Origin of the sequence: Salinicola socius, assembly GCF_001937195.1 — a bacterium.
GTDB classification, from domain to species: Bacteria; Pseudomonadota; Gammaproteobacteria; order Pseudomonadales; family Halomonadaceae; genus Salinicola; species Salinicola socius.
Genome location: NZ_MSDO01000017.1, coordinates 170,423 through 195,518, shown reverse-complemented (window position 1 = coordinate 195,518; position 25,096 = coordinate 170,423). Strand labels below are relative to the sequence as shown.

At 63.5% G+C, this 25,096-nt stretch carries 19 protein-coding genes; 15 read left to right on the top strand and 4 right to left on the bottom strand.

Annotated elements, in window-relative coordinates; genetic code table 11:
• The first annotated feature begins 95 nt into the window (after window positions 1–95).
• From dgcA to BTW07_RS11935, 4 genes are all read left to right on the top strand, one after another.
• Window positions 96–2,165, top strand: coding sequence for a dimethylglycine demethylation protein DgcA (dgcA, locus tag BTW07_RS11950; protein WP_075570394.1), 2,070 nt, complete (start codon window positions 96–98; stop codon window positions 2,163–2,165).
• 217 nt (window positions 2,166–2,382) lie between these two features.
• Window positions 2,383–4,446 carry a (Fe-S)-binding protein gene (locus BTW07_RS11945; protein WP_075570393.1) on the top strand — a complete coding sequence of 688 codons (2,064 nt, stop codon included), beginning with the start codon at window positions 2,383–2,385 and terminating at the stop codon, window positions 4,444–4,446.
• Window positions 4,443–5,750 (top strand): electron transfer flavoprotein subunit alpha/FixB family protein, encoded by a 1,308-nt coding sequence (locus BTW07_RS11940; protein WP_075570392.1) that lies wholly within the window; start codon window positions 4,443–4,445, stop codon window positions 5,748–5,750. The genes BTW07_RS11945 and BTW07_RS11940 overlap by 4 nt, the downstream gene beginning before the upstream one ends.
• Complete coding sequence (locus BTW07_RS11935) at window positions 5,737–6,588, top strand: hypothetical protein (protein ID WP_075570391.1); 852 nt, start codon at window positions 5,737–5,739, stop codon at window positions 6,586–6,588. Before BTW07_RS11940 ends, BTW07_RS11935 begins: the two co-directional genes overlap by 14 nt.
• On the opposite strand, the gene BTW07_RS11930 is transcribed toward BTW07_RS11935, so the two are convergent.
• Complete coding sequence (locus BTW07_RS11930) at window positions 6,582–7,217, bottom strand: transglutaminase-like cysteine peptidase (RefSeq protein ID WP_075570390.1); 636 nt, start codon at window positions 7,215–7,217, stop codon at window positions 6,582–6,584. The genes BTW07_RS11935 and BTW07_RS11930 overlap by 7 nt on opposite strands.
• A 158-nt stretch (window positions 7,218–7,375) precedes the next feature.
• Here BTW07_RS11930 and BTW07_RS11925 point away from each other — a divergent pair, with 158 nt between their 5' ends.
• A complete protein-coding gene (locus BTW07_RS11925; RefSeq protein ID WP_075570389.1) occupies window positions 7,376–7,621 on the top strand; it encodes a hypothetical protein in 246 nt (81 codons plus the stop codon).
• A gap of 91 nt (window positions 7,622–7,712) precedes the next feature.
• Here BTW07_RS11925 and fhuB read toward each other — a convergent pair whose 3' ends face one another.
• Together fhuB and BTW07_RS11915 are read right to left on the bottom strand one after the other, a co-directional pair.
• Window positions 7,713–9,707 carry a Fe(3+)-hydroxamate ABC transporter permease FhuB gene (gene fhuB, locus BTW07_RS11920; RefSeq protein ID WP_075570388.1) on the bottom strand — a complete coding sequence of 665 codons (1,995 nt, stop codon included), beginning with the start codon at window positions 9,705–9,707 and terminating at the stop codon, window positions 7,713–7,715.
• Window positions 9,704–10,582, bottom strand: a complete 879-nt coding sequence (locus BTW07_RS11915; protein WP_075570486.1) for an iron-siderophore ABC transporter substrate-binding protein — start codon at window positions 10,580–10,582, stop codon at window positions 9,704–9,706. The genes fhuB and BTW07_RS11915 overlap by 4 nt, the downstream gene beginning before the upstream one ends.
• A 351-nt stretch (window positions 10,583–10,933) precedes the next feature.
• On the opposite strand from BTW07_RS11915, the gene BTW07_RS11910 reads away from it, so the two are divergent.
• Window positions 10,934–13,150 carry a TonB-dependent receptor gene (locus BTW07_RS11910; protein WP_075570387.1) on the top strand — a complete coding sequence of 739 codons (2,217 nt, stop codon included), beginning with the start codon at window positions 10,934–10,936 and terminating at the stop codon, window positions 13,148–13,150.
• A gap of 110 nt (window positions 13,151–13,260) precedes the next feature.
• Here the strand turns inward: BTW07_RS11910 and BTW07_RS11905 are convergent, their stop codons facing one another.
• Window positions 13,261–14,550: an aromatic ring-hydroxylating oxygenase subunit alpha gene (locus BTW07_RS11905; RefSeq protein WP_075570386.1), complete on the bottom strand. Its 1,290-nt coding sequence runs from the start codon at window positions 14,548–14,550 to the stop codon at window positions 13,261–13,263.
• 135 nt (window positions 14,551–14,685) lie between these two features.
• Between BTW07_RS11905 and BTW07_RS20270 the strand changes: the two genes are divergently transcribed.
• The 9 genes from BTW07_RS20270 to purU all read left to right on the top strand — a co-directional run bounded on the left by BTW07_RS20270 (window position 14,686) and on the right by purU (window position 25,023).
• Entirely contained in the window at window positions 14,686–14,808 is a 123-nt protein-coding gene (locus BTW07_RS20270) for a hypothetical protein (RefSeq protein ID WP_279626534.1), read from the top strand.
• Between the two features lie 187 nt (window positions 14,809–14,995).
• On the top strand, window positions 14,996–16,096 hold the full coding sequence (locus BTW07_RS11895; RefSeq protein WP_425272034.1) for an FAD-binding oxidoreductase: 1,101 nt from the start codon (window positions 14,996–14,998) through the stop codon (window positions 16,094–16,096).
• Window positions 16,097–16,428: 332 nt separating this feature from the next.
• Window positions 16,429–17,622, top strand: coding sequence for a formaldehyde dehydrogenase, glutathione-independent (gene fdhA, locus BTW07_RS11890; protein WP_075570383.1), 1,194 nt, complete (start codon window positions 16,429–16,431; stop codon window positions 17,620–17,622).
• Window positions 17,623–17,778: 156 nt separating this feature from the next.
• Window positions 17,779–18,369, top strand: a complete 591-nt coding sequence (locus BTW07_RS11885; RefSeq protein ID WP_075570485.1) for a DNA-3-methyladenine glycosylase I — start codon at window positions 17,779–17,781, stop codon at window positions 18,367–18,369.
• A 227-nt stretch (window positions 18,370–18,596) separates the two neighbouring features.
• Complete coding sequence (locus BTW07_RS11880) at window positions 18,597–19,847, top strand: sarcosine oxidase subunit beta family protein (RefSeq protein ID WP_075570382.1); 1,251 nt, start codon at window positions 18,597–18,599, stop codon at window positions 19,845–19,847.
• A gap of 182 nt (window positions 19,848–20,029) precedes the next feature.
• Window positions 20,030–20,386: a sarcosine oxidase subunit delta gene (locus BTW07_RS11875; RefSeq protein WP_075570381.1), complete on the top strand. Its 357-nt coding sequence runs from the start codon at window positions 20,030–20,032 to the stop codon at window positions 20,384–20,386.
• Window positions 20,383–23,472 (top strand): sarcosine oxidase subunit alpha family protein, encoded by a 3,090-nt coding sequence (locus BTW07_RS11870; RefSeq protein WP_075570380.1) that lies wholly within the window; start codon window positions 20,383–20,385, stop codon window positions 23,470–23,472. Before BTW07_RS11875 ends, BTW07_RS11870 begins: the two co-directional genes overlap by 4 nt.
• 13 nt (window positions 23,473–23,485) lie before the next feature.
• Window positions 23,486–24,160: a sarcosine oxidase subunit gamma gene (locus tag BTW07_RS11865; protein WP_075570379.1), complete on the top strand. Its 675-nt coding sequence runs from the start codon at window positions 23,486–23,488 to the stop codon at window positions 24,158–24,160.
• Window positions 24,157–25,023, top strand: coding sequence for a formyltetrahydrofolate deformylase (gene purU, locus BTW07_RS11860; RefSeq protein ID WP_075570378.1), 867 nt, complete (start codon window positions 24,157–24,159; stop codon window positions 25,021–25,023). Before BTW07_RS11865 ends, purU begins: the two co-directional genes overlap by 4 nt.
• The last annotated feature ends 73 nt before the right edge of the window (window positions 25,024–25,096 follow it).

Here is a 25,096-nt window from a genome sequence, read left to right as displayed (position 1 = left end):
TCGCACATGACAAACCCTGAATTCGTGATGGTCGAGATCGATACGGAGCGCCGCTGACAAGCCGTTTTCGTGCCGTCTCCTGAGAGGTGATTGCGATGGCTCACGAAGCCCTGTTCAAGCCGATCCAGATCGGCAAGCTGACCATTCGCAACCGGGTCGTCAGCACGGCGCATGCCGAGGTCTACGCCACCGACGGCGGCATGACCACGGAGCGTTACGTCAAATACTACGAAGAGAAGTCGAAGGGCGGTTGCGGGCTCTGCATCTGCGGTGGCTCCTCGCCGGTCTCCATCGACAGCCCTCAGCAGTGGTGGAGTTCGGTCAATGTCTCGACCGACCGCATCATTCCCCACTTCCAGAATCTCGCCGATGCCGTTCACAGGCACGGTGGCAAGATCATGATCCAGATCACCCACATGGGGCGGCGCTCGCGCTGGGACGGTCACCACTGGTCGACGCTGCTGTCGCCGTCGGGTATTCGTGAGCCGGTTCATCGCGCCACCTGCAAGACCATTGAAGAGGAGGAGATCTGGCGCATCATCGGCGACTTCGCCCAGGGCGCACGTCGGGTCAAGGAGGGTGGGCTCGACGGCTGCGAACTCTCCGCCGTGCATCAGCACCTGATCGACCAGTTCTGGAGCCCGCGCGTCAACAAGCGTACCGACCAGTGGGGTGGCAGCTTCGAAAATCGCATGCGCTTCGGCATGGAGGTGCTCAAGGCGGTCCGGGCCGAGGTCGGTGACGACTTCTGCGTCGGCATGCGCATCTGTGGTGACGAATTTCACCCCGACGGGCTCTCTCAGGATGACATGAAGCAGATCGCGACCTATTACGACGCGACCGGCATGGTCGACTTCTTCGGCGTCGTCGGTTCCGGTTGCGATACCCACGACACGCTGGCCAACGTCATTCCCAACATGTCCTATCCGCCGGAACCGTTTCTCCATCTGGCGGCCGGGATCAAGGAAGCGGTCTCGGTGCCGGTCATCCACGCTCAGAACATCAAGGATCCGACCCAGGCCGAACGCATCCTCAAGGGCGGCTACGTCGACCTGGTGGGGATGACCCGCGCGCACATCGCCGACCCGCACATCATCGCCAAGATCAAGGCGGGGCAAACCGACCAGATCCGCCAGTGCGTCGGTGCCAACTACTGCATCGATCGCCAGTACCAGGGGCTCGACGTGCTCTGCATCCAGAATGCGGCGACCTCGCGGGAGTACATGGGCCTGCCGCACATTATCGAGAAGACGACGGGCTCCAAGCGCAAGGTCGTGGTGGTCGGCGGCGGTCCCGGCGGCATGGAGGCAGCGCGCGTGGCGGCGGAGCGCGGGCACGACGTCATCCTGTTCGAGGCCGAGCCGCAGCTCGGCGGGCAGATCACGCTGGCGGCCAAGGCGCCGCAGCGCGACCAGATTGCCGGGATCACGCGCTGGTACGAAATGGAGCTGGCGCGCCTTGGCGTCGATGTCCAGCTCGAGACCCGCGCCGACGATTCGATGATCCGCGATCTGCAGCCTGACGTGGTCGTGCTGGCCAACGGCGGCCATCCCTTCCTCGAGCAGGTGCCGGAGTGGGGCTACTCGGACAATCCTGACGAGAGCCTGGTGGTCAGCAGCTGGGACATCCTGTCGGGCAAGGTCGAGCCCGCCAGCAACGTGCTGGTCTACGACACCATGTGCGAATTCAGCGGCATGTCGACCGCCGACTACTGTGCCAGCAAGGGCTCGACGGTGGAGATCGTCACCGACGACACCAAGCCCGGCGTGGCGATTGGCGGCACCACCTTCCCGACCTACTACCGCAGCCTCTATCAGCAGTCGGTGGTGATGACCGGCGATCTGGGGTTGCACAAGGTCTATCGCGAAGGCGACAAGCTGGTGGCGCTGTTCGAGAACGAGTACACCGGCGAGCACGAGGAGCGGGTGGTCGATCAGGTGGTGATCGAGAACGGCGTGCGTCCGGACGAGTCGCTCTACTATGCGCTCAAGGAGCGTTCGCGCAACAAGGGGCAGATCGATCTCGAGGCGCTCTACGCGGCGACGGCGCAGCCGACACTGGCCGGGAGCGGCGATTTCGCGCTGTTCCGGATCGGTGACTGCGTGGCGCAGCGGAATACGCACGCGGCGATCTATGATGCGCTCCGCCTCTGCAAGGATTTGTGAAGGGAACGGACTGCCCTCGACGAGTCGGCGGTGAATGGCTCGTCGCCATGCTCATGGACAGATACGTCCACTCCGCTGGCTCCTCACAATTCGCCTGGGCTACGCGCCCCGGTCGTGGCATCGCTCGTAGCCGTCCCATGGCGAAGGTGGGCGGCAGGACATCGCTGGCTGCAAGCGTCGATATGACCGGCACCAGCGGCTTTTTCGGAGAAGCACCATGTTGCAGACGCTACTCCCCATTCTGATCTTTGCGGCGCTGGCGCTGGGTGCGGCGGGCGCGGTACGTCGTATTCGGCTGTGGCGCCAGGGCCAGCGCACGCCGATGGTATGGCGCCGGCTGTTGCTGATGCCCAGGCGCTATCTCAACGATCTGCACCACATCGTCGCTCGCGACAAGGCGATGGCGCACACCCACGTGGCGACCGCCGGGGGCTTCGTCGCCGCCATGGCGCTGGCGCTGGTGGTGCATGGCTTCGGCTGGCGCAATCCGATTCTCGGCGGGCTGCTGCTGGCGGCGAGCGCGGTCATGTTCGTTGGCGCGCTGGCGGTCAATCGCCGGCGCCTGAATTCGCCCACCCGGCCCTTCCCCAGGAAGCTGTCAAGAGGCCCGTGGCAGCGACTTTCCAAGAGCCTGATCGCCTACTCGTTGGGCATGTTCCTGGTGAGCCTGCCGATCGTCGGTTTCACCCCAGGGAATCTGGTCGGCGTCGCGCCGACCGTCCTCGGTGGCGGCGTGCTGGCGATCGTGCTCGCCGCCGTGCTGGTCTGGGGGCTGCTGGAGATGTTGGTCGGCATGGGCTGGGGCGGGCCGATGAAGCACGCCTTCGCCGGCTCCTTCCATCTGGCCTTCCACCGGCGCCCCGAGCGGTTCGATGATAATCATCCGGACGCGTCCCCGAAAAAGACACATGACGTCCATCGCGGCAGCCGCTCCACCGCGCTCTTCCCGCTGGACCTCACGGCGAAGACGCTGGGCGTTGAGAAGCCAGCCGATTTCCAATGGGAGCAGCTGCTGGGATTCGATGCCTGCGTCCAGTGCGGCCGCTGCCAGAGCGTCTGCCCGGCCTATGCCGCCGGCCAGCCGCTCAACCCCAAGAAGCTGATCCAGGACATGGTCGTGGGCATGGCCGGCGGCAGCGATGCCCGCTACGCCGGCTCCGGGCATCCACAACAAGCGGGCGGCATCGATGTCGGCAAGCCCGGTTTTGGACACCACAGGGGCGGCCCCTCCGATGCCATCGTGCCGCAACTGGTGGAGGCGCAGACCCTGTGGGCGTGCACCACCTGCCGCGCCTGCGTCGAGGAGTGTCCGATGATGATCGAACACGTCGATGCCATCGTCGACATGCGCCGCTTCATCACCCTGGAGCGGGGCGAGACTCCGGAGAAGGGCGCCGCGGCGATCGACAACCTGATTGCCACCGATAACCCCGGCGGGCTCGACAACGCCTCGCGGCTCGACTGGGCGGCGGATCTGGAGATTCCGCGTATTCAGGATCGCCCCGAGGGGGTCGACGTGCTGCTGTGGCTGGGAGACGGCGCCTTCGATATGCGCAACCAGCGTACGCTGCGCTCGCTGGTGAAGATCCTGCGTGCCGGCGGCGTCGATTTCGCCGTGCTCGGCGAGGAAGAACGCGACAGCGGCGACGTGGCCCGACGGCTGGGGGATGAAGCGACGTTCCAGCGGCTCGCCGAGCGCAATATCGCCACACTCTCACGCTATCGCTTTGCCCGCATCGTCACTGCCGACCCGCACAGCTTCCATGTGCTGGGACGCGAATACGGTGCCTTTGGCGGGGATTACGTCGTCAGGCACCATTCGACCTTTATCGCCGAACTCTTCGACGGCGGCCGCATCAGCGTGGCAGCCCCGGCGCAGGCCGAGACCGTCACCTATCACGATCCCTGCTATCTGGGCCGTTACAACGGTGAATTCGCTGCCCCCCGGCAGGTGCTCGCCGCACTCGGCGTCGACGTCGTCGAGATGGAGCGCTCCGGCTATCGCTCGCGCTGTTGCGGTGGCGGTGGCGGGGCTGCGCTCTCCGACGTACCCGGCCGCGCGCGAATTCCCGACATGCGCATGGAGGACGTGCGTACTACCGGCGCGACCACCGTTGCCGTCGCCTGCCCGCAGTGCACTGCAATGCTCGAAGGCGTGGTCGAACCGCGACCGCGGATTCTGGATCTCGCCGAACTGGTTGCCGAGGCGCTGGTGGAACCGGCTCCGGCCGTGCCTGAGACGAGCACTTCCAGCCCGAGTCGCGAGGAGGAACCGGCATGAGTGTCAGACGACTCGACCCCCACGCCGAACGCGCCCGACGCAATCGGCTGCACGCCCGTCATCTCGAATTCGCTCGTCCGGCGTGGCGCTGGACCAGCGTCGACGGCGTGACCCGGATCAATCCCCACGCCCTGGGCGCGATCGGCCCCAACGGCATCAAGCGAATCGACCGCAGCGGTGCCTCGGTAGAGACAAGTGCCGCGGGGGGCCCGCAGACCAGCGCCGAACCCGTACGCCGCCGGATCACGATCGACGACCCTGCAGGCTACATCCTCGTCGTGCCGGAACTGCCCGAGGGGCGGCTTGGCGATCACGACCGCGACCTGTTCGGCCTCGCCCGTCAGCTCGCCGACGGAACCGATCTGGCGGTGACGGCGGTCACGTTCCGGAGCGACGTCGACGGATTCGAGGAGGCCGTGGCCGATCGCATCATGGATTTATCCGAGGACATCGAGGGGCGCTACGACCCGGAATCGCGGCTGGCGGCGCTAGTTGAAGTGGAGGACATGCTCGCACCGCGGCACTGGATCTTCGCCGATTCGCTGCCCGACGGCGGAGACCTGGGGCGACGTCTGTCGGCGCGTCTCTCGAGTCGGGGCGAGAGTCGGGGCGCGGAAGACCCGCCCCCGGCCACGAGGGTGTGGCAGTTCGCCGATGGCAAGACGCGTTCTCGGGCGGGGGATCGTCTGGATATCCTGCGCGACGTGCCACGCGTGCTGCTGGCGTTGCCCGAGTGCGCCGAGCCGGTCAGCGAGACGCGTCACGAGGCGAGGACCATCGTGTTGGAGCCCGTAGCTCGAACGAGCGAGGAAACGGGCGACGAAAACCGGCCATCCGGCGTGATCGATCGAGGCCGGGTGACGGTGGACCCGCAGCAGATTCCGTTGGCCCAGGCACCGTTCATTCTCTCTGCCGGACGTGGTGTCTCGGACTGGGAGGGCTACCATCACGCCGCTCGGGTGCTGGGGGCCAGCGAAGGCGCTTCTCGTGTCGCCGTCGACGACGGCAACATGCCACGGGCGCGGCAAGTCGGTGCCACCGGCACCTTCGTGTCCGCGAGCTGCTATATCGCGGTGGGAATCTCCGGTGCGGTTCAGCACCTCCAGGGCATTGCTCGATGCCAGCGAGTGATCGCGATCAACAGCGATCCCAGCTGCGACATGGTCAAACGCGCCGACCTGGCGATCATCGCCGATGGCGACGCGCTGCTGGCGGCCGTTTGCGAACGCCTTGGCCAGCCGAGGATCGCGTCCGCACCGGCGGATCAATGGCACGCTGAGGAGTCCCGACATGTCGCCGCGTGAATCGACCGTTTCGCCGAAGACGGTGGCGCTGGTTTCGAGTGGCCGTCACCCGGTCTCCGGGCGCGCCGGCCGCGCGCGCGAAGACGCCCGCGCCGTCGAGATGGGGCTGGCGCTGGTCGGCGCCGAACTCTCGCTGGGACACGCCGGCGATCCTCAGGATGCCTCGCTGCAAGCGTGCCTGAAAGAATACCTGGGGATGTTCCACGGGCTCGACGACGATCGCGGCGGAAGGCTGTCGCTGCTGGCCATGAGCGCCGAGGATGACGCCGTGCCACGTCTTGCGGCCTGGCTCGAGCAGAGCGGTGTGCGGTTGGTCCTCACCGGCCAGCGCGCCGAGTGCGGCGAAGGTTCGGGCATGGTCGGGTATCTCCTGGCCGAGCGGCTGGGCTGGTCGATCGCCACCGGCGTCGCCGCCATCGAGCACTGCGATGATCACAGCGTGACCGTGCTGCAGGCGCTACCGCAGGGCCAGCGTCGGCGACTCGAGATTCGTCTGCCGTGTCTGATCGCCGTGGACTCCGTCGCCGATGCCCCGCGGCAGAGCGCCTTCGGCCCGGCGCGGCGCGGCAGGATCGAGCTCGTCACCGATCTCGCATTGGCGAGCGAGGCGCGGGTCGATGCCGCCAGGCGCGATTGGCAGTGGGAGCCGGCACGGGCGCGGCCCAAGCGTCTCAAGGTGGTGAAGTCGACCAATGCCCGCGACCGCTTCCGTGCCGCCGCGGCCAAGTCGTCGGCATCGAATGGGCAGGTGTTGACCGATCTCACGTCGGAGGAGGCGGCCGACAAGCTGATCGCGTATCTACGTGCCGAGAAGGTGCTCGCTCCGGGCGATCAGTAATCCATCAGCTTCGGTAGCCGTTGCGACAGCGGCTGCCCGCCGAGCACGATGCGGGCCGGATCGACGGGGTGAAACGCGCCGTCGCGGTAGATTTGGGCTTTCCCGCTGTCGAAAGTCACGATCGGCGCCAGATCGGTACGGTGCGATTGCGGCAGCATCATCGGGGTCAGGTTGTCCAGAATCAGATGGCTGCCGTCGTCCCGTCGATAACGCAGCACGGCATGATAAGTCGGTGTCAGCTTGTCATCGGCGGCGAGGAAATCGAGCCGATTCGCTGATGTGCCGGCATCGATCAGAATCTGATATTTGGCAATGGCGAAATCCTCGCAATCGCCATATTGATCCCGAACCAACCGGTCGAAACCTTTCCAGGTGTCGATCTTCTCGAACTGCTGGCGGGCGGCGTTATTGACCACGCGGTTGACGAAGGCGAGCCTCGCCTCGCCTCGATAGCCTCGCGCTGCTTCCACGAACTGCGTGCGCGTGAGCGTGATGGCCGTCGCCGTTGGATCATCCCAGTAGACGAAGCTCGCTGCGTGCGATGCCACGGCATGCAGCCCGATCACCGCCAGCACGACGATGCGAACGAGCTGGCGCCGAACCCGATGAGAAAGACAGTTCGAAAACATGGCACTCCATGAGTGACGTTGAATATCTCGAAACCGACAGATCGACGATTCGCGTATCGACGACGGCCCACCGGTTGAGATAAAGATTGGCGTTGCGAGATGTATTTTAGCGGTGTGATGCGTGGTGAACGCCAATAACGTCGAACGGGAGGTAGAGCATGATGATCGTCGATCTCATCGATGGCGAGGATTTTCGCCAGCGATTGGTCTCGCTGGGCGTGCGTATTCCAAAAGAGGCGTGCCCCGAAACCTGCGCCAGACTGGCGGCCGGTTGCCACCGCGCCAAGGGTGTCGAAGGCCTGGAGTCCGCCATCCGTGAGCTGATGCAGCATACCGATGTGATGTTGCCCTCGGTCCGGGAGGCGATAGAGCGCCATCTGCTGCCCGTGTTCAGCGCTGTCTGAACGACGGGAAATGCCGGGTGGCGGTAGCGAGAGACAGCGACGTACCTACGGGTGTACCGCGCCGATCTCCGGCCCAGGTCAATGCGTCGCGTCAAAGCCGCCGCAATCCCCACATGAAGTAGACGCCGCCGATCAGCGCGGCGATCAAACCCGCCGGTAGCTGGTAGGGAAAGAACAGGTTTCTGCCCAGCCAGTCGGCGCTCACCATGACCAGCATCCCCAGCAGCCCGGCTCCGATCAGTTGGTGCCGGGCCCCATGAAATCCCATCAGACGAGCCATGTGGGGGGCCATCAGCCCGATGAACGAGAGCGGCCCGATCACCAGCGTCGCGGCGACGGTCAACAGGGCGACCAGCGCGAGCAGCAGCAAACGGCTGCGATCCACGTCGACCCCCAGCGCCTTGGCGGTGGGCGCTCCCAGCGGCAGCAGGGTCAACCAGCGCTGCAGCGGCAATGCCATCGCCGCCAGCACGATAGCGATGACCACGATCCAGGTGCTGGAGGTCAAGCTGGCGTAGTAGGTCGAACCGCCCAGCCAGGAGAGCAACTGCTGTGCGCGAGGATCCTCGCTCGCCAGCACGATGGCGCGCATGGCATCCAGCAACGAAGAGATGGCAATGCCGGTCAGCAGCAGCCGCTCCGGCGCGAAGCCGCTGCGTCGGTTGCAGATGATCAGCACCAGCAGGGCGACGACCGCACCGCTGAATCCCATGACCGAGCCGCTGAGCGGGGCGATGCCCAGCGGCAACAGCATCAGGGCGATCACACCGATCGCCACGCCGGCGCTGATTCCCAGCACTTCCGGGCTGGCCATGGGGTTCCCGGTCATCCGCTGCAGCAGCGTACCGGCAATGGCCAGCATCAACCCTGCCGCTGCCGCAGTCGCCACGCGTGGCAGCCGCCAGTCCACGATCAGCCCCAGGTCGTCGATGCCGGCCAGGCTCGGATACCGGGCATGACTGTCGAGCATGAAACCGACGACGAGTGCCACGGCGCAGGCGACGACCGTCAGCCCTCCCAGCATCCACAAGCGTCGATTGGGGGCTGACTGGCGTGGCATGGTCAGACCCGTGCTGGGCGTCGGCCGCGAGCCGCCGATTTTCAGTCGTGGCAGCAGCCATAGCAGCAGCGGGGCGCCAAGCGCCGCTGTCATGGCACCTGTCGGCAGCAGCGACGCGGTGAACGGCGCGAGTTGCTGTACGGCCAGATCGGTGACGAGGAGCAGAAGGGCGCCCAGGATCATCGACCAGACGAGCCGCTGGGCCAGGGTGCGGGCCCCGGACAGGCGGGCGATGGCAGGAGCGGCTAGACCGATGAAACCGATCAGTCCGATGGCGCTGACCACGCAGGCGGTCATGAAAACGCCGAGGCCCAGACCGGCGAAACGCAGCTTGCGCAGAGAGATGCCCAGACTCTTGGCGCCGTCCTCCTCGAGATCGAGGAGAGACAGCGGGCGCAACAGCAGTAGTGCCAGCACCATCACGATACCCAGACGAAGCAGCAGAAACTGCGTGTCGTGCCAGTTGTCCTGCGCCAGCGCACCGGATCCCCAGATGAACAGCCCCGACAGACTCTCCTGATGGAACAGCAGCAGGGCACTGTTGATGGCGCTGAAGTACAGGCTGACCACCATGCCGGATAGCACCACTACCATCGGCGCCAGGCGACGTTTCCACGAGAGCGCGAAAACCAGCAGTGTCGCCACGATACCGCCCGCCAGCGCGATCCATTCCTTGCCGGCCAGCATCCAGCTCGGTGCCCACAGCGTGGCGACGACCAGCGCCAGCTGCGCGCCGCTGGTGACGCCGAGCGTCGCCGGAGAGGCGAGCGGATTGCGCAGTACCTGTTGCATCAAGCAGCCCGCCAGCGCCAATGCCGCACCGCCGAGCATCGCCACCAGCAGTCTCGGCACGAAGGTGTAGTGCATCACGATCTGGCGGATCTGATCATCATCGGGCGTGGTAATGGCTTGCCACCAATGCCCCGAAAGATCGGCGAACTGAATGTCCAGCGTGGCATAGCCGAGACCCAGCGCCAGCAAGGTCAGCCCGATGGCAAACCAGGCGGGCGAACGTGCCGAGGTCATGGCGTATGCTCCTCGGCGGACGTGGCAGTCGCCGAATCAGTGGTGGGAGGCCGGATGCTGACATCGACCAGCGATCGGGCCAGTCGTTGCAGCGAGATCAGCCCACCGTAAGGCCAGAGTGGATCGATATAGCTTACACGCCCTTCGCGTACCGCCGGCAGATGCTGCCAGATCTGATTGTCCTTCAACGCTTCGCCGACGCCCCGGGGATACGGCTTGATAACGACGATGCGTGCGTCGGGCTGCTCAGCCAGCCGATCGGTCGAGATGCTGGCATAACCCCAGGCGTTGGTGGGGCCGGTCCAGGCATTGTTCAGACCGGTGCGGGAAAAGAGCGTACCCACCATATTGCCGTGACCAAAGACACGGACATGCTGGGCGTCGCTGAACTGGACGACGTAAAGCGGCGTCTCGACGTCTTTCAGTGCCCGCGCCGCGCGCTCGAGTGTTCGTTCGGTCTGTTCGATCAGCGCCTCTGCCTGCGGTTCACGATCGGTCAACCGGGCGATTTCGCGAGTCATCGACAGCGTCGCTTCGTAAAATGACCGATCGGTGTAGAAATTGTCGATCATCTTGACCGGCATCAGGCGTTCGAGACGCGCATTGTCGCGGGAGAACAGCGCGCTGGACATCAGCAGGTCGGGGGGATCCTGGGCCAGCAACTCAAGGTTGGGCTCGTTGCGCAGGCCCATATCCAGCGTCGAAGCGGGCATCGACGGCTTCTCGACCCAGGTGCTGTAGTTGGGAATATCGGCTACCGCGTAGGGTTGAACGCCAAGTGCAAGCAGTGTCTCGGCAACCGTCCAGTTGGCCGCGGCGATCCGCAATGGCTTCGAGTCGGCGTCGGCCGGGGCGTCCGCAAGCGCGGTGCTCATCCCCAGCAGCACGGCAACCGCAAGTGCGAGGAGAGCTGGAAAAGAGCGAACACGCGACAAAGTGACGGTTCCCTGGCGACGGAAGAGAGTGGCTCGACGCTCATCCGGGCAGAAAAAACGGCGCCGGATGCGACTATGGGCGGTGATGGTAGATCGAATGACAATCGTTATCAATAAAACGGCAAGTCCGTCGATTCGAGATTTTCATACATATAAGAAGTGTTCTCATTTTCATTTTGCCAATGTCCCTATAGAATGCCGCGGAATACCCCCTCTCCATTGGGCCGGAGCGTATTCCGCCGACTTTCGGTCCACCGATTCCGTCGTCAGGCCAAAAACAGGTTCAACAACATGACATCAGGGAACTCTTCTCCGGACAATCGCCGACAGGCACGCTGTCTGCTGACCTTCGTGGCCATCGGTGCCGCGCCGCTGGTTTCGCCGGCATGGGCGCAGAGCAGTAGTGATTCCCAGTCGCTAGAAACCGTCACTGTCACCAGCCAGGCGATCCTGACCCAAGGCGATACACCGCCGCCGGCCTATGCGGGCGGGCAGGTCGCTGCCGGGGGACGGATCGGGGTTCTCGGCGAGCAGGACGCCATGGACGTGCCGTTCAACGTCATCAGCTATACCGATGAGCTGATCGAGAACCAGCAAGCCGACACGCTGGGTGACGTGCTGCAAAACGATGCCTCGGTGATGGTGGGTAAGGGGTTCGGCAACTACTCGGAGTCATTCAAGGTCCGCGGCTTCGACCTGTACGGTGACGATATTTCCTACGGTGGGCTATACGGCGTACTGCCACGCCAGCTGATCAACACCAGCATGATGGGGCGGGTCGAACTGTTCAAAGGTGCCAGCGCGTTCGCCAATGGCGTGCCTGCTGGAGGGACTGGCGTGGGTGGCGCGGTGAACATCGAGCCCAAGCGGGCGACCGACGAGCCAATCACCCGAATCTCCACGGGATACCAGTCGGACAGCTACGGTGAAACAGAGCTCGATGTCGGGCGGCGCTTCGGCAATCAGAACGAATATGGGATTAGAGCCAGTATCAACCGCGGGCGTGGGGATACGGCCATCGATGACGAAAGCCGCAAGAATACCTCTGCGGTCGTGGGGTTGGACTACCGTGGCGATCGCGCTCGGGCATCGCTGGATGTCGGTCACCAGAAGTCGATCATCGATGGCGGCCGCCTGAATGTTAGCCTGGCCGACTACACTGGCAGTTCCGTGCCCTCTGCGCCCGATGCCGACAGTAACTACACGCCGAGCTGGAATCACGCGAGCCTGGAAACCAATTTCGCCCTGCTGCGTGGCGAGTACGATTTCAGCGATTCCTGGACCGGTTATGCCGCAATAGGGGGTAATCGCACGCATGAGCGGAGTCTATCGGGTTCTGTGAGTTTGCTTGATGAAGCCGGCAATGGCACGGTCGGCCAACTGGATACCGCCTACCAGTCGGAAACCTTCGCGAGCCAGGTCGGTTTGCGCGGGCAATTGGAGACCGGGCCAGTCTCTCATCAGGTCAATCTGGGCTACTCGAGCGTCTATTCGCGTAAAGACGTGGCATACACGTTCGGCAGCGGTTCGAATCTTCCAACCAATATATACGATCCAGCTGACGTGCCGCTCAGAGATGGCGGAAGCCCATTCGGAGATGTCAGTGATCCCAATACGACTGGCCGGACTTACAACAATGGTGTTGCCTTGTCCGACACCTTGGGCTTTTTCGACGACCGTCTACTGCTGACCCTGGGCGGGCGTTATCAGGAAGTCGAGGTCAACAATTACAGCGCCCTGGATGGCTCCCGAACTAGTCGTTTCACCGAGTCGCGCGTCACGCCTGTCTACGGCATCGTCTACAAGGCTACGAACAATATCTCACTCTATGCCAACCATATCGAAGCGTTGCAGCAGGGTGAGTCGGCACCGGCACAGATCGGCGAAGTACCGGCCAGCAACGGAGGAGAGATCCTCGGCATCGTGCGTTCGAAGCAGGACGAGATTGGTGCCAAGTTCGATTACGGCAATATCGGCGGTGGTATCAGCCTGTTCCAGATCGAGCAGCCGCAGGTCAGCATTGAGGACAATACCGCCGGCTATAATGGCGAACAACGTAACCGCGGCATCGAGTTGAGTGGCTACGGAGTGCCCTTGGAAGGCGTGCGTGTGTTGGCGAGCGCGACCTTCATGGACCCGGAACTCCGTAATACCACCAACGGTGAAAACGATGGCAACGACGCGCCTGGTGTGCCGAACTATCGTTATGTGCTGGGCGGTGAATGGGATATCCCCCACATGGACCGGCTCACGGCGACTGGTCGATTCATTCGCACCGGCTCGCAGTACGTCGACGACAACAACAATCTTGAAGTCGATCCCTGGAATCGTCTCGACCTGGGCTTCCGCTACACCATGCCGCTCAACGAGGCGAGCCTGATCTGGCGGGCTGGCGTCGACAACGTGACCGACGAGGATTACTGGGAGTCTGCCGCCACGACGGGTTTCCAGACGCTGGTTCAAGGCGAGCCGCGGACGTTCAAGCTGTCGGCAACGGTGGAGTTCTAGTTCGCGAATCTCTTGGCAACCAGCAAAAAGGCGCCTCCTTCGGGAAGCGCCTTTTTCATGGGTGGATGACCGGTAAAGCATGGATCGCTTGCCGCTCAAGCCGTGCAGCGTTACTGCGAGGCGACCTGCAACTGGGGCGATGTCTCGACACCGAGGTTGGCCCGCAATGTTTCGCTGTACCAGTTGACGAAATCGATGACGCCGAACTCGTAGGTCTGCGAGTAGGGGCCGGGCTGATAGGCGCGGGAATTGATGCCCAACTGGTTTTCTTCGGCTAGGCGCCGATCCTGATCGTTGGTGGCATCCCAGACCTGGCGCAGCCGTTCGGGGTCGTAGTCGACGCCTTCGACGGCATCCTTGTGCACCAGCCATTTGGTGGTGACCAGCGTCTCCTGCGGACCTAACGGCAGCACCCGAAAGACCACGGCATGGTCGCCCATGAAATGGTTCCAGGAGTTGGGCAGATGCAGGATGCGCAGCGAGCCCATGTCGGGATTGGGAATATGGCCCATCAGCTTGTTGCAACCCGGCTTGCCGTCCATGGTCATCGAGACGATGCCGTCGATCAGCGGTGTCCGGGTCAGTCGGTTGCGCTTGCCGAATCGGGCCAGTTGCCACGGCACTTCGCAGGCGGTCCAGTCGGCCTGCTTGCGAGCGACCAGGTCGCGATATTCTCCGGTGGAACGGGGATCGTCGGTATCGTCGAATTCGATCAGCGAGTTCAGCAGCTCGGGATGAGCACCATTGCAGTGGTAGCATTCGCGATTGTTCTCGACGACCAGCTTCCAGTTGGCGCGTTCGACGATGTTCGACTCCACCGCGACCTTGACGTTATCCATCTCATAGGGCGAAAGATAGTGCTCGAGCGAGACGAGGAAGTCGTCGATCGGCTCCGGGTCGTCGCTCAGGTTGATGAACACGAAACCGCCCGCGCTCTTCACCGCCACGGGCTTGAGACCGTAGGCACTCATGTCGAAGTCGGTACCCATATCGCTGCCGGCGAACAGTAATCGGCCATCCAGTTCGTAAGTCCACTGGTGGTAGGGACAGACCAGCTTGGCGACCTTGCCCTTGTCCTTGAGACACAACCGCGAACCGCGGTGACGGCAGACGTTATGGAAAGCCTGGATGCGGTTCTCGGCGCCGCGCACCACGATGATCGAGTTGCTGCCGATCTCCAGCTTGAAGAAATTTCCCTTGGCGGGAATCTCGCAGCTCATGCCGGCGAACAGCCACTGCTTTTCGAACACTTCCTGCATGTCCAGCGCGAACAGGCGCGAATCGTTGTAAAACGGCTGTGGCAGCGAGAAGGTCGGGTCGCGCTGATCCAGCATTTCCGCTACGGCGACGCGGGTCAAGGCAAGTGAGTCCTCCAGGCTATCGCGTGGAAGTGGTGGCATGGTCGCATCCTCATCAATATCAGGTGTGGGCCTTTCCCGAACACGTCCGTGGGATCGACCGAGTGAATGGCTCAGGATGGCAGCGATGTCGTGCTGTCGGTCCAACTTTCGGCGAGTGTCGCCCAGGCGCCGGTAATGAAATTGTCCACCCGCGACATTCGTCGAGTTCAGGACGACCGGCAGGCACAAATGCTCACCGGGCAGTCACCGGTCGATACCCAAGGACCGATGACGCTGCACGGGCGTCACGTCAGGTAAGTTTGCGTTGCGGCGTCGCAGTTTTGGCGGCGGCTGGGGGTGGTTGGCATGCCCGTGTCGCTGACGGGCAAGTCGGCCGGCGCCGCGGTGCCCAGAATCCGCTCATGAAGGTCATTCTCCGGAAGCGGCGGTGCGGGTCGACGTTGTCTCGCCAGCGCTATCTTCCCCCCGATAGAGCGCGGTGACGATGCAATTCTTCAATCCGGTCAATACCCAAACCTGGACCAACGGGCGGCACCAGGTAAGGTGCGTCAAGGTCATTCAGGAAACCTGGAACGTGCGGACGTTCTGCTTCATGGCCGACCAGCCGCTGATGTTCTTCTTCAAGCCAGGGCAGTTCGTCACGCTGGAACTGGAGATCGCCGGACAGCCGGTCATGCGCTCCTATACGATCTCGAGCTCGCCCTCGATTCCCTACAGCTTCTCGATCACCGTCAAACGCCTGCCCGGCGGTCAGGTCTCCAATTGGCTCCACGACAATCTCAAGGTCGGCGAGCCGATGGTCGTGCATGGGCCGGTGGGCGACTTCAACGTCATCGATCATCCGGCAGAAAAAGTGCTGATGCTCTCGGGCGGCGTCGGTATCACGCCGTTGATGTCGATGACACGCTGGTTCTTCGATACCAACGCGGCCGTCGATCTCGAGTTCATTCATTGCGCCCAGGCGCCCAACGACATCATCTACCACCGCGAACTGGTGCACATGTTCTCGCGGCTGCCGGAGTTCCGGCTGCATATCGTCTGCGAGCGCAGCGATGAACTCAGCCAGGCCTGGTCCGGTTTTCGCGGTTACCTGACACGTCAGATGCTGATGCTGATGGCACCGGACTATCTCGAGCGGGAAGTGTTCTGCTGTGGCCCGGCACCTTTCATGAAGGCGATCCGCCAGGTGCTGCAGGAAGACGGTTTCGACATGTCCCGCTACCATCAGGAGTCCTTCGGCGCGACGCCGTTGAGTATCCAGCAGGACGTGCTGGAGCTGGCCGAACAGGCCGAGGCCGACGCCGAGGAAGTGGATACCGCCGATCTGGTGCCGGTCGAGTTCACCGGGAGCGGCAAGAGTATCCGCGTCAGCGAGAACGACACCATCCATTCGGCCGCCGCCAAGCTCGGCCTGCATATTCCCAAGGCCTGCGGGATGGGGATCTGCGGCACCTGCCGGGTGATGAAGCTGGAAGGCGAGGTCGAGATGGAGCACAACGGCGGCATCACCGAAGAGGACGAAGCCGAAGGTTTCATCCTGTCATGCTGTTCGAAGCCGCGGGGTAAAGTCGTCATCGACTTCTAGGCACTGTCTGAAAAGTACTGCGCTCGCCCATGCGGTGTTAAAAATCGGCTGGGGCGCCAGCCCGGTCCGTTTTCGCCGATTTTTGCCTTGCTTGGCCTTCGATCGACACTTTCCAGACAGCACCTAGCGCCGGCTGCGGGGCGCTGTGGAAAGTGAGCCACGAATCTTAGACCTTTGGACCTGGCGGCTGTCGTCGCAGCGTCATTCGATGGCGTGACGAGACCGGTCCACCGTCGAGGTAACTCCTAGTCTGGTTTCGCGCCTTCATTCGATGTCGTCGCCACAGCGGCACGACACAAGGCATTCCGAGATCAGACCCAGGAGTTCACGCCATGTCTTCACCCGCCAACCGAGGCGTCGTCTTTCGCGGTGCCGGCAAGGTCGCCGTCGAAAGCATTCCCTTTCCCGAACTGGCGCTCGGCAGCCGCCAGTGCCATCACGGGGTCATCCTCAAGATTCTGACCACCAATATCTGCGGCAGCGACCAGCACATGGTGCGTGGCCGAACCACGGCACCGGAAGGGCTCGTGCTCGGCCACGAGATCACCGGCGAAGTGATCGAATGTGGCCGCGATGTCGAGTTCATCAAGATCGGCGATATCGTCTCGGTGCCGTTCAACGTTGCCTGCGGCCGTTGCCGCAACTGCAAGCGCGGCGATACCCATATCTGCCTGCACGTCAACGGTGACCGCGCCGGTGGTGCCTACGGCTATGTCGACATGGGTGGCTGGGTCGGCGGTCAGGCCGAATACGTGATGGTGCCCTATGCCGACTTCCAGTTGCTCGTTTTCCCCGACAAGGCGCAGGCGATGGAGAAGATTCTCGACCTCACCATGCTCTCGGATATCTTCCCCACCGGCTTCCACGGCTGTGTGACTGCCGGTGTCCAGCCGGGTTCGACGGTCTATATCGCCGGCGCGGGTCCGGTAGGGCTGGCGGCGGCAGTTTCCGCACAGCTGCTGGGCGCGGCCTGCGTGATCGTCGGCGACATGAACGACAAGCGCCTCGACCAGGCTCGCAGCTTTGGCTGTGAAGGTCTCGATCTCAAGCAGGATGCCAGCATGTCGGAGCTGATCGAGTCGGTGCTGGGCGTGCCGGAGGTCGATGCCGCGGTCGATGCGGTGGGTTTCGAGGCCAACTGCCATGGCCACAACCACGCGCATGAGCAGCCGGCTACCGTGCTCAATGCCGTCATGGAAATCACCCAGGCGGGCGGGCGGGTCGGCATTCCCGGGCTTTACGTCACCGAAGACCCCGGCGCGGATAGCGAAGAGGCCAAACATGGCAATCTCTCGATGAAGTTCGGTCTCGGCTGGGCCAAGGCGATGTCGTTCCACACCGGCCAGACGCCGGCCATGCGTTATCAGCGCCAGTTGATGCAGGCGATCCTTCACGACAGGGTACAGATCGGCAAGGCCGTGAACGTGCAGACCATCTCGCTCGACGAGGCGCCGCAGGGTTACGCCGACTTCGACGGCGGCGCGGCCAAGAAATTCGTCATCGACCCGCACGGGACGCTCAAGTAGCCACGAGCCACGACTAGCGCCAGTTTCGGGGCGCTGTAAAAAGTGCCGGCGACGCCCTGGGGCACCGCCGGCGCTTTTTCGTTTGGCTGCGCCAGCGATAGGCGGCAGAATCGGCCCCACCATGACCCTGCGAAAACAAGTCCACGAGAGCCGATGATGAGTGACCCGATATCTGACCTGCCGCGCTGTGCCTGGGCTCAGACCCACCCGCTGAATGCCGAGTATCACGACGAGGAGTGGGGCGTTCCGGAATACGATAGCCGCGCGCTGTGGGAAAAGCTGATCCTGGATGGCTTTCAGGCAGGGCTTTCCTGGCTCACCATTCTCAAGAAGCGCGACGCCTTCCGCGACGCCTTCGAGGAGTTCGATCCCGAGCGGATCGCCCGGTACGACGAGCACGACATCGAGCGTTTGATGGGCAATGCCGGCATCATCCGCTCGCGATCCAAGATCGAGGCGACGATCGGCAACGCCCAGGCATACCTCGCCATGCGAGACAACGGCGAAGATTTCTCCGAATTCCTGTGGGGCATGGTCGGCGGCCGGCCGATCCAGCGAGACGTCGAGCGCGATGGGCCGGTCCCCACCCAGACCCCGCTATCCCTGGAAATTTCCAAGGCGCTCAAGAAGCGCGGCTTCAAGTTCGTCGGCCCGGTCATCGTCTACGCCTGGATGGAAGCCGTCGGCATGGTCAACGACCACGCCGAAACGTGTCATCGCCGCAAGCCGGTGGCAGCGATGGGGTGATCATCGAGTTGCGAAATCACTGACGCCGCTCGACCTGAGCGGCGTTTTTCGTTGTCACCATGAATCTCTGCACTGATCGCCTCTGTCGCAAATCGCATCGTCATGTCGCAAACACGCTTGAGCGTGACGTCGCAGAACATCATGCCCCCCGGGGTGGACGATACCATCGCGGAAAATCATCGATCGTTGATCGATGCCGCCGTCCGCCGTGGCGTAGAGAGGGGCTCATGCAACGCTATTCCGGTTTCAGTCTGGTCAAACACGCGCTAAGTCATCACGAGAACTGGCAGCGTCATTGGCGCAATCCGACCCCGAAGAAAGAGTACGACGTGATCATCGTCGGCGGTGGCGGCCATGGACTGGCAACTGCCTATTACCTGGCCAAGCAGCACGGAATCACCAATGTGGCGGTGATCGAGAAAGGCTGGCTTGGCGGCGGCAACACGGCACGCAACACCACCATCGTGCGCTCGAACTATCTGTGGGATGAGTCGGCCGCACTCTACGAGCATTCGATGAAGTTGTGGGAGGGGCTTTCCCAGGATCTCAACTACAACGTGATGTTCTCGCAGCGGGGCGTGCTCAATCTTGGTCACACTCTGCAGGACATGCGGGACATCCAGCGCCGCGTTCACGCCAATCGCCTCAACGGCATCGATGGCGAGGTGGTCACGCCGGAGCAGATCAAGGAGATCGAGCCGGCGCTCGATACCTCCAAGCGAGCGCGCTATCCGATTCTCGGTGCTTCCTGGCAGCCGCGCGGCGGGGTGGCCCGGCACGATGCGGTGGCCTGGGGATTTGCCCGAGGCGCCGATGCGCGCGGCGTCGACCTGCTCCAGCAGACCGAGGTCACGGGCTTCAAGATCGTCGACGGCAAGGTCGTGGGCGTGCATACCAACCGGGGCGACATTGGCGCCAGAACGGTAGGCTGCGTCACCGCGGGCAATTCGGGCGTGCTGGCGAAGATGGCCGGTTTCCAGCTGCCGGTGGAATCACACCCGTTGCAGGCGCTGGTGTCCGAGCCGCTCAAGCCGGTGCTCAATACCGTCACCATGTCGAATCACGTTCACGGCTACATCAGCCAGTCCGACAAGGGCGATCTGGTGATCGGCGCGGGGATCGACGGTTACCTCGGCTACGGTCAGCGTGGCAGCTTCTCGGTGGTCGAGCACACCCTGCAGGCGATCATCGAGATGTTCCCGATGTTCTCCCGGGTGCGCATGAATCGTCAGTGGGGCGGGATCGTCGATACCACGCCGGACGCCTGCCCGATTATTTCCAAGACGCCGGTGCAGGGGCTCTTTTTCAACTGCGGCTGGGGCACCGGTGGCTTCAAGGCGACGCCGGGGTCCGGCAATGTCTTCGCCTGGACGCTGGCGCACGGGCAGGCACATCCGATCGCCTCACCGTTCTCGATCGATCGGTTCCGAACCGGGGCGCTGATCGACGAACATGGTGCCGCAGGCGTAGCACACTGAGTTCTGCGGACTGCGCCACGCAATGGCGTCGTTGTCCGCTTCTTCGGAGTCCTCATGTACAAACTCGTACATTCCGGCTCCTCAATCAGCGGACGCCTCGCCCTTGCGCGGCTCGTTGGCGCAGAACATCTTGGTGATATCGATCCGGCTCTAGTGATTCCGGATGAAGAAGGAGATTGGCGATGTTTCATATTTACTGCCCTTACTGCGCCGAGTATCGCGAGGAGGAGGAGTTTCATCCCAAGGGGCAGGCGCACATCGCGAGGCCGGCGGATCCGACCGCGAGCTCCGATGATGCCTGGGGCGACTATCTGTTCTTTCGCGACAATCCGCGCGGCGTGCACCACGAATTGTGGGTGCATGCGGTGGGCTGCCGCAAATTCTTCAATATCACCCGCGATACTCGCAGCTACGCGATTCTGGAGACCTACCGCATGGGCGAGCAGCCCGGTGTGACGGCGGAGTCCGTGACTCTTGCCGAGCGAGACAGCGAGCGCAAAACCTCCGACACCGCGACGATGCAGGGAGTGCCGTCATGAGTGCTTCCCAACCCTGCCGTCTGGCATCGAATAGCGGCGTCGGCAGCCAGATCGATCGTGACAAGCCGCTGCAGTTCACGTTCAACGGCCAAACGTACCAGGGCTTTGCCGGTGACACCCTGGCCTCGGCGCTGCTCGCCAATGGCGTCGATGTCGTCAATCGCAGCTTCAAGTACTCGCGCCCCCGCGGTGTCGTCGCCGCCGGCGCGGAGGAACCCAACGCCATCGTCCAACTGGGCGCGAGCGAAGCCGCTCAGGTGCCGAACGTGCGGGCAACGCAGCAGTCGCTCTACGACGGTCTGACGGCTCGCAGTACCAACGGCTGGCCGGACGCCCAGCGCGACATGATGGGGCTGGTCGGCAAGCTGGGCGGACCGTTCATGCCGGTCGGGTTCTACTACAAGACCTTCAAGGCGCCGGCGTCGATGTGGCTGACCTACGAGAAATATATCCGCAAGGCGGCCGGACTGGGCCGGGCACCGACCGAGAGCGACCCGGATATCTACGACCACATCAACCGGCACTGCGAGGTGTTGGTGATCGGGTCTGGCCCCGCCGGGCTGATGTCGGCGCTGGTTGCGGCCGGCAGTGGCGTCAGGGTGATTCTCTGCGACGAACAGCCGACCTTTGGTGGTTCGCTGCTGGATAGCGGCGAGACGATCGACGGTATGGCCGCCTCGGAGTGGGCCAGGAACGCCGTCGAGCGTCTGGCGGCGATGGATAACGTCACGCTGCTGCCACGCACCACGGCCAACGGTTATTTCGATCACAACTTCGTGACGCTGCACGAGCGATGCACCGAACATCTCGGTGACACGGCGCCCAGAGTCGACGGACGTCGCCAGCCGCGCTCGCGTCTGCACCGGGTGCGGGCGCGGCATGTCGTGTTGGCGAGCGGCGCCCACGAGCGGCCGCTGGTCTACGCCGGCAACGACATGCCGGGCAATCTGGTTGCCGGGGCGCTGTCGACCTATATCCGGCGTTATGCCGTGCGGCCCGGCCGGCGGCTGGTGCTCTCCACGACCAACGATCATGCCTATCGGGCCGCACTGGACTGGCACGAGGCGGGTGGCGAAGTGATCGCGATCGCCGACGCTCGTGCCAACCCGGATGGCGAGCTCGTCGATCGGGCGAAGGCGGCCGGGATCCGGATCATGGCCGGCAGCGCGGTGATCGAGGCGACTGGCGATCGCAAGGGGCATCGGGTCAACGGCGCCCGAATTGGCGCTATCGATATCGAAGGCTTCCGCGTCAGCGGCGAAGTGGAGACGCTGAGCTGCGACACCGTCGCCACATCCGGCGGCTACAGTCCGGTGGTGCACCTTGCCGCGCATACCGGCGTCCGACCGGTCTGGCGTGACGACATCCTGGGCTTCGTTCCGGGCCAGACGACATCGAAGGTCGATGGTTTCAGCGTGGTGGGGGCAGCTGCCGGTCTCTACCCGACCGGCGCGTTACTCGAGGACGCCGTGGCGCAAGTCGTCCGCGCGCTGGAAAGCGATGGCATCGATGTCGAGAGCGGGAAGGTGCCCGACATCGATACCCTGCGCGAAGGCGCGGCCGTCGCGCTGTATCAGATACCCCACGACAGGCCGACCATGCGCGCGCCCAAGCAGTTCGTCGACCTGCAGAACGACGTCACGGCGGCGGCCATCGAGCTGGCGACCCGGGAGGGGTTCGAATCGATCGAGCACGTCAAGCGCTACACCGCGATGGGCTTCGGCACCGATCAGGGCAAGTTGGGCAACATCAACGGCATGGCGATCGCGGCGCGCTGTCTGGGCCAGACGATTCCGCAGACCGGCACCACTGTGTTCCGGCCCAACTATACGCCGGTCAACTTCGGCGCCATCGTCGGCCGCCATTGCCAGGCGCTGTTCGATCCCGAGCGTTACACCGCCATGCATCACTGGCACGTCGAGCATGGGGCGATGTTCGAGGACGTCGGCCAGTGGAAGCGACCCTGGTACTATCCACAAAAACGCCGCGACAGCGCCAATGGCGAGTTCGAATCGATGCACGAGGCGGTGGTCCGCGAGTGCCGGGCGGTGCGCGAGAAGGTCGGCGTACTCGATGCCTCGACGCTGGGCAAGATCGACATTCAGGGGCCGGATGCGCGTGAGTTCCTGGGGCGTATCTACACCAACGGCTGGGAGAAGCTGGCTGTCGGCAAGGCGCGCTATGGCCTGATGTGCAAGGACGACGGCATGGTGATGGACGACGGGGTCACCACCTGTCTCGCCGACAACCATTTTCTGATGACCACCACCACCGGCGGTGCCGTGGCCATTCTCGAATGGCTGGAAATCTGGCATCAGACCGAATGGCCGGAGCTGGAGGTCTACTTCACCTCCGTGACCGATCACTGGGCGACGATGACGTTGACCGGCCCGGAGGCCCGCAATTTGCTCGCCGAGCTGACCGATATCGACCTCGACCGCGACAGCTTCAAGTTCATGGAGTGGCGAGAGGGCGCGGTGGCTGGCGTGCCGGCACGGGTCTATCGAATCTCGTTCACCGGCGAGTTGTCGTTCGAGGTCAACGTGCAGGCCAACTACGCCATGCAGGTATGGGAGGCGCTGTTCGCCCATGGCGAGAAGTACGGTCTGACCCCCTACGGCACCGAGACCATGCATGTGCTGCGGGCGGAAAAGGGCTTCATCATCGTGGGCCAGGACACCGACGGTTCGATGACGCCGGAGGATCTCGGCATGCACTGGTGCGTCGGCTACAACAAGCCGTACCCATGGATCGGCAAGCGGGCGCTGACACGGTCCGACACTCGGCGGGAAGATCGCAAGCAGCTGGTCGGCCTCAAGCCGCTGGATGCCGGCGTGGTGCTGGAGGAGGGCGCCCAGATCGTGCTCGATCCCAGGCAGGCCATCCCGATGCGCATGGTGGGCCACGTGACCTCCAGCTACTACAGCCCGACGCTGGAGCACGGCTTCGCGCTGGCCGTGGTCAAGGGCGGGCACAAGCGATTGGGCGAGAAGGTCTATCTGCCGATGCCGGATGGCGTGACCCACGTGGCCGAAGTGGTCAGCTCGATCTTCTATGACCCGAAAGGGCAACGTCAGAATATTTGAGGAAAACGCCAACATGCCCAGGTTCGCCTATTTCGACCCGCATCCCGCACGGGCGGTCACCACGCAGTCGCCGTTGCATCAGTTCGCAGCCACGGCCTCGGGCGGTGAATCCTCCGTCGTGCTACGCGAGAATGCATTTCTCGATCATCTGATCCTGCGCGGCGAGTCCGAGGTGCTGATCGCGTCGGTCCAGGCCGTGCTCGGCCTGGCGTTGCCCACCGAGCCGCAGCGGTTGGTCATGGGTGAGGCAGGATCCCTGCAGTGGCTATCACCTGATGAGTGGTTGCTGATCGTCGCCGCTGGCGAGGGTTTTCGGCTGCAGCGTGAACTGCGCGAAGCCCTCGGCAGTGCCCATTTCAGCATCGTCGATGTCAGCGGCGGTCAGACGCTGCTCGAGCTCGATGGCGCCTGCGCCGTCGATGTCCTGATGAAGTCCACCGCCTACGACGTCGATCCCCGGGCTTTCCCGGTAGGCAGAGGTGTCACGAGCGTCTTCGCCAAGGCGACGGCGGTGATTCGACGTGTCGACGAGCAGCGCTGGGAGCTGGTGATACGACGTAGTTTTGCCGACTACTGTTTGCGCTGGTTGCTGGATGCCGGCGAGGAGTATGGCATCGACTATCGTCCCGCCGAGCTGGGGGCGACGATATCCCGGGCCGCGGTAGTCGACACGGAGACGATGTCGTGAGCGGCGCCCGTGACGTATGGGTGCTGGCGGCCCAGTGTCCCAGCCGGCTGGGGACGGTGGATGTCGTCACCCGATTCCTGAAGGAGCAAAGCTGCTACATCACCGAGTTGCACTCCTTCGACGATTATCAGGGCGGGCAGTTCTTCATCCGCGCGGCGTTTCGCCCGGAACTCGCCGGGTTCTCCGAGGCGAGCTTTCGGGATCGCTTCGAGACGCGTGCGACCGAGTTCGGCATGTCGTTCGAGCTGATGGCGCCGGATTATCGATTGCCGGTGGTGATCATGGTCTCGAAGGCGGATCACTGCCTGAACGACCTGCTGTATCGCTATCGCACCGGGCAACTCTCGATCGACGTGCGCGCGGTGGTCTCCAATCATCCGGACCTGGAGCCATTGGCCCGATGGCATGATCTGCCTTACCACCACCTGCCGATCACGGCCGAGACCAAACCGCAGCAGGAAGCACAGGTGCGCCAGGTGATCGAGGAGAGCGGCGCCGAGCTGGTGATCCTGGCACGCTACATGCAGGTGTTGTCTCCCGAACTATGTCGCCACTTCGCCGGGCGTGCGATCAATATCCACCATTCGCTGCTGCCCGGTTTCAAGGGGGCGAAACCCTATCACCAGGCCTACGACAAGGGTGTCAAGCTGGTCGGTGCGACCGCGCACTACATCAATGACGATCTCGACGAAGGGCCGATCATCGCTCAGGGGGTCGAGTCGGTGGATCACAGTCATTACCCGGAGGACCTGGTGGCGCGGGGGCGCGATATCGAGTGTCTGACCCTGTCCCGAGCCGTTCGCTTCCATCAGGAAAAGCGGGTATTCCTGCATGGCAGGCGTACCGTGGTGCTGGCGGGCTGACCGACGCACGCCAGACCCTCTTGGAGACTGGCTTGCGCGCTTGCTTACATCAGGGCTTCAAGACACAATGCGA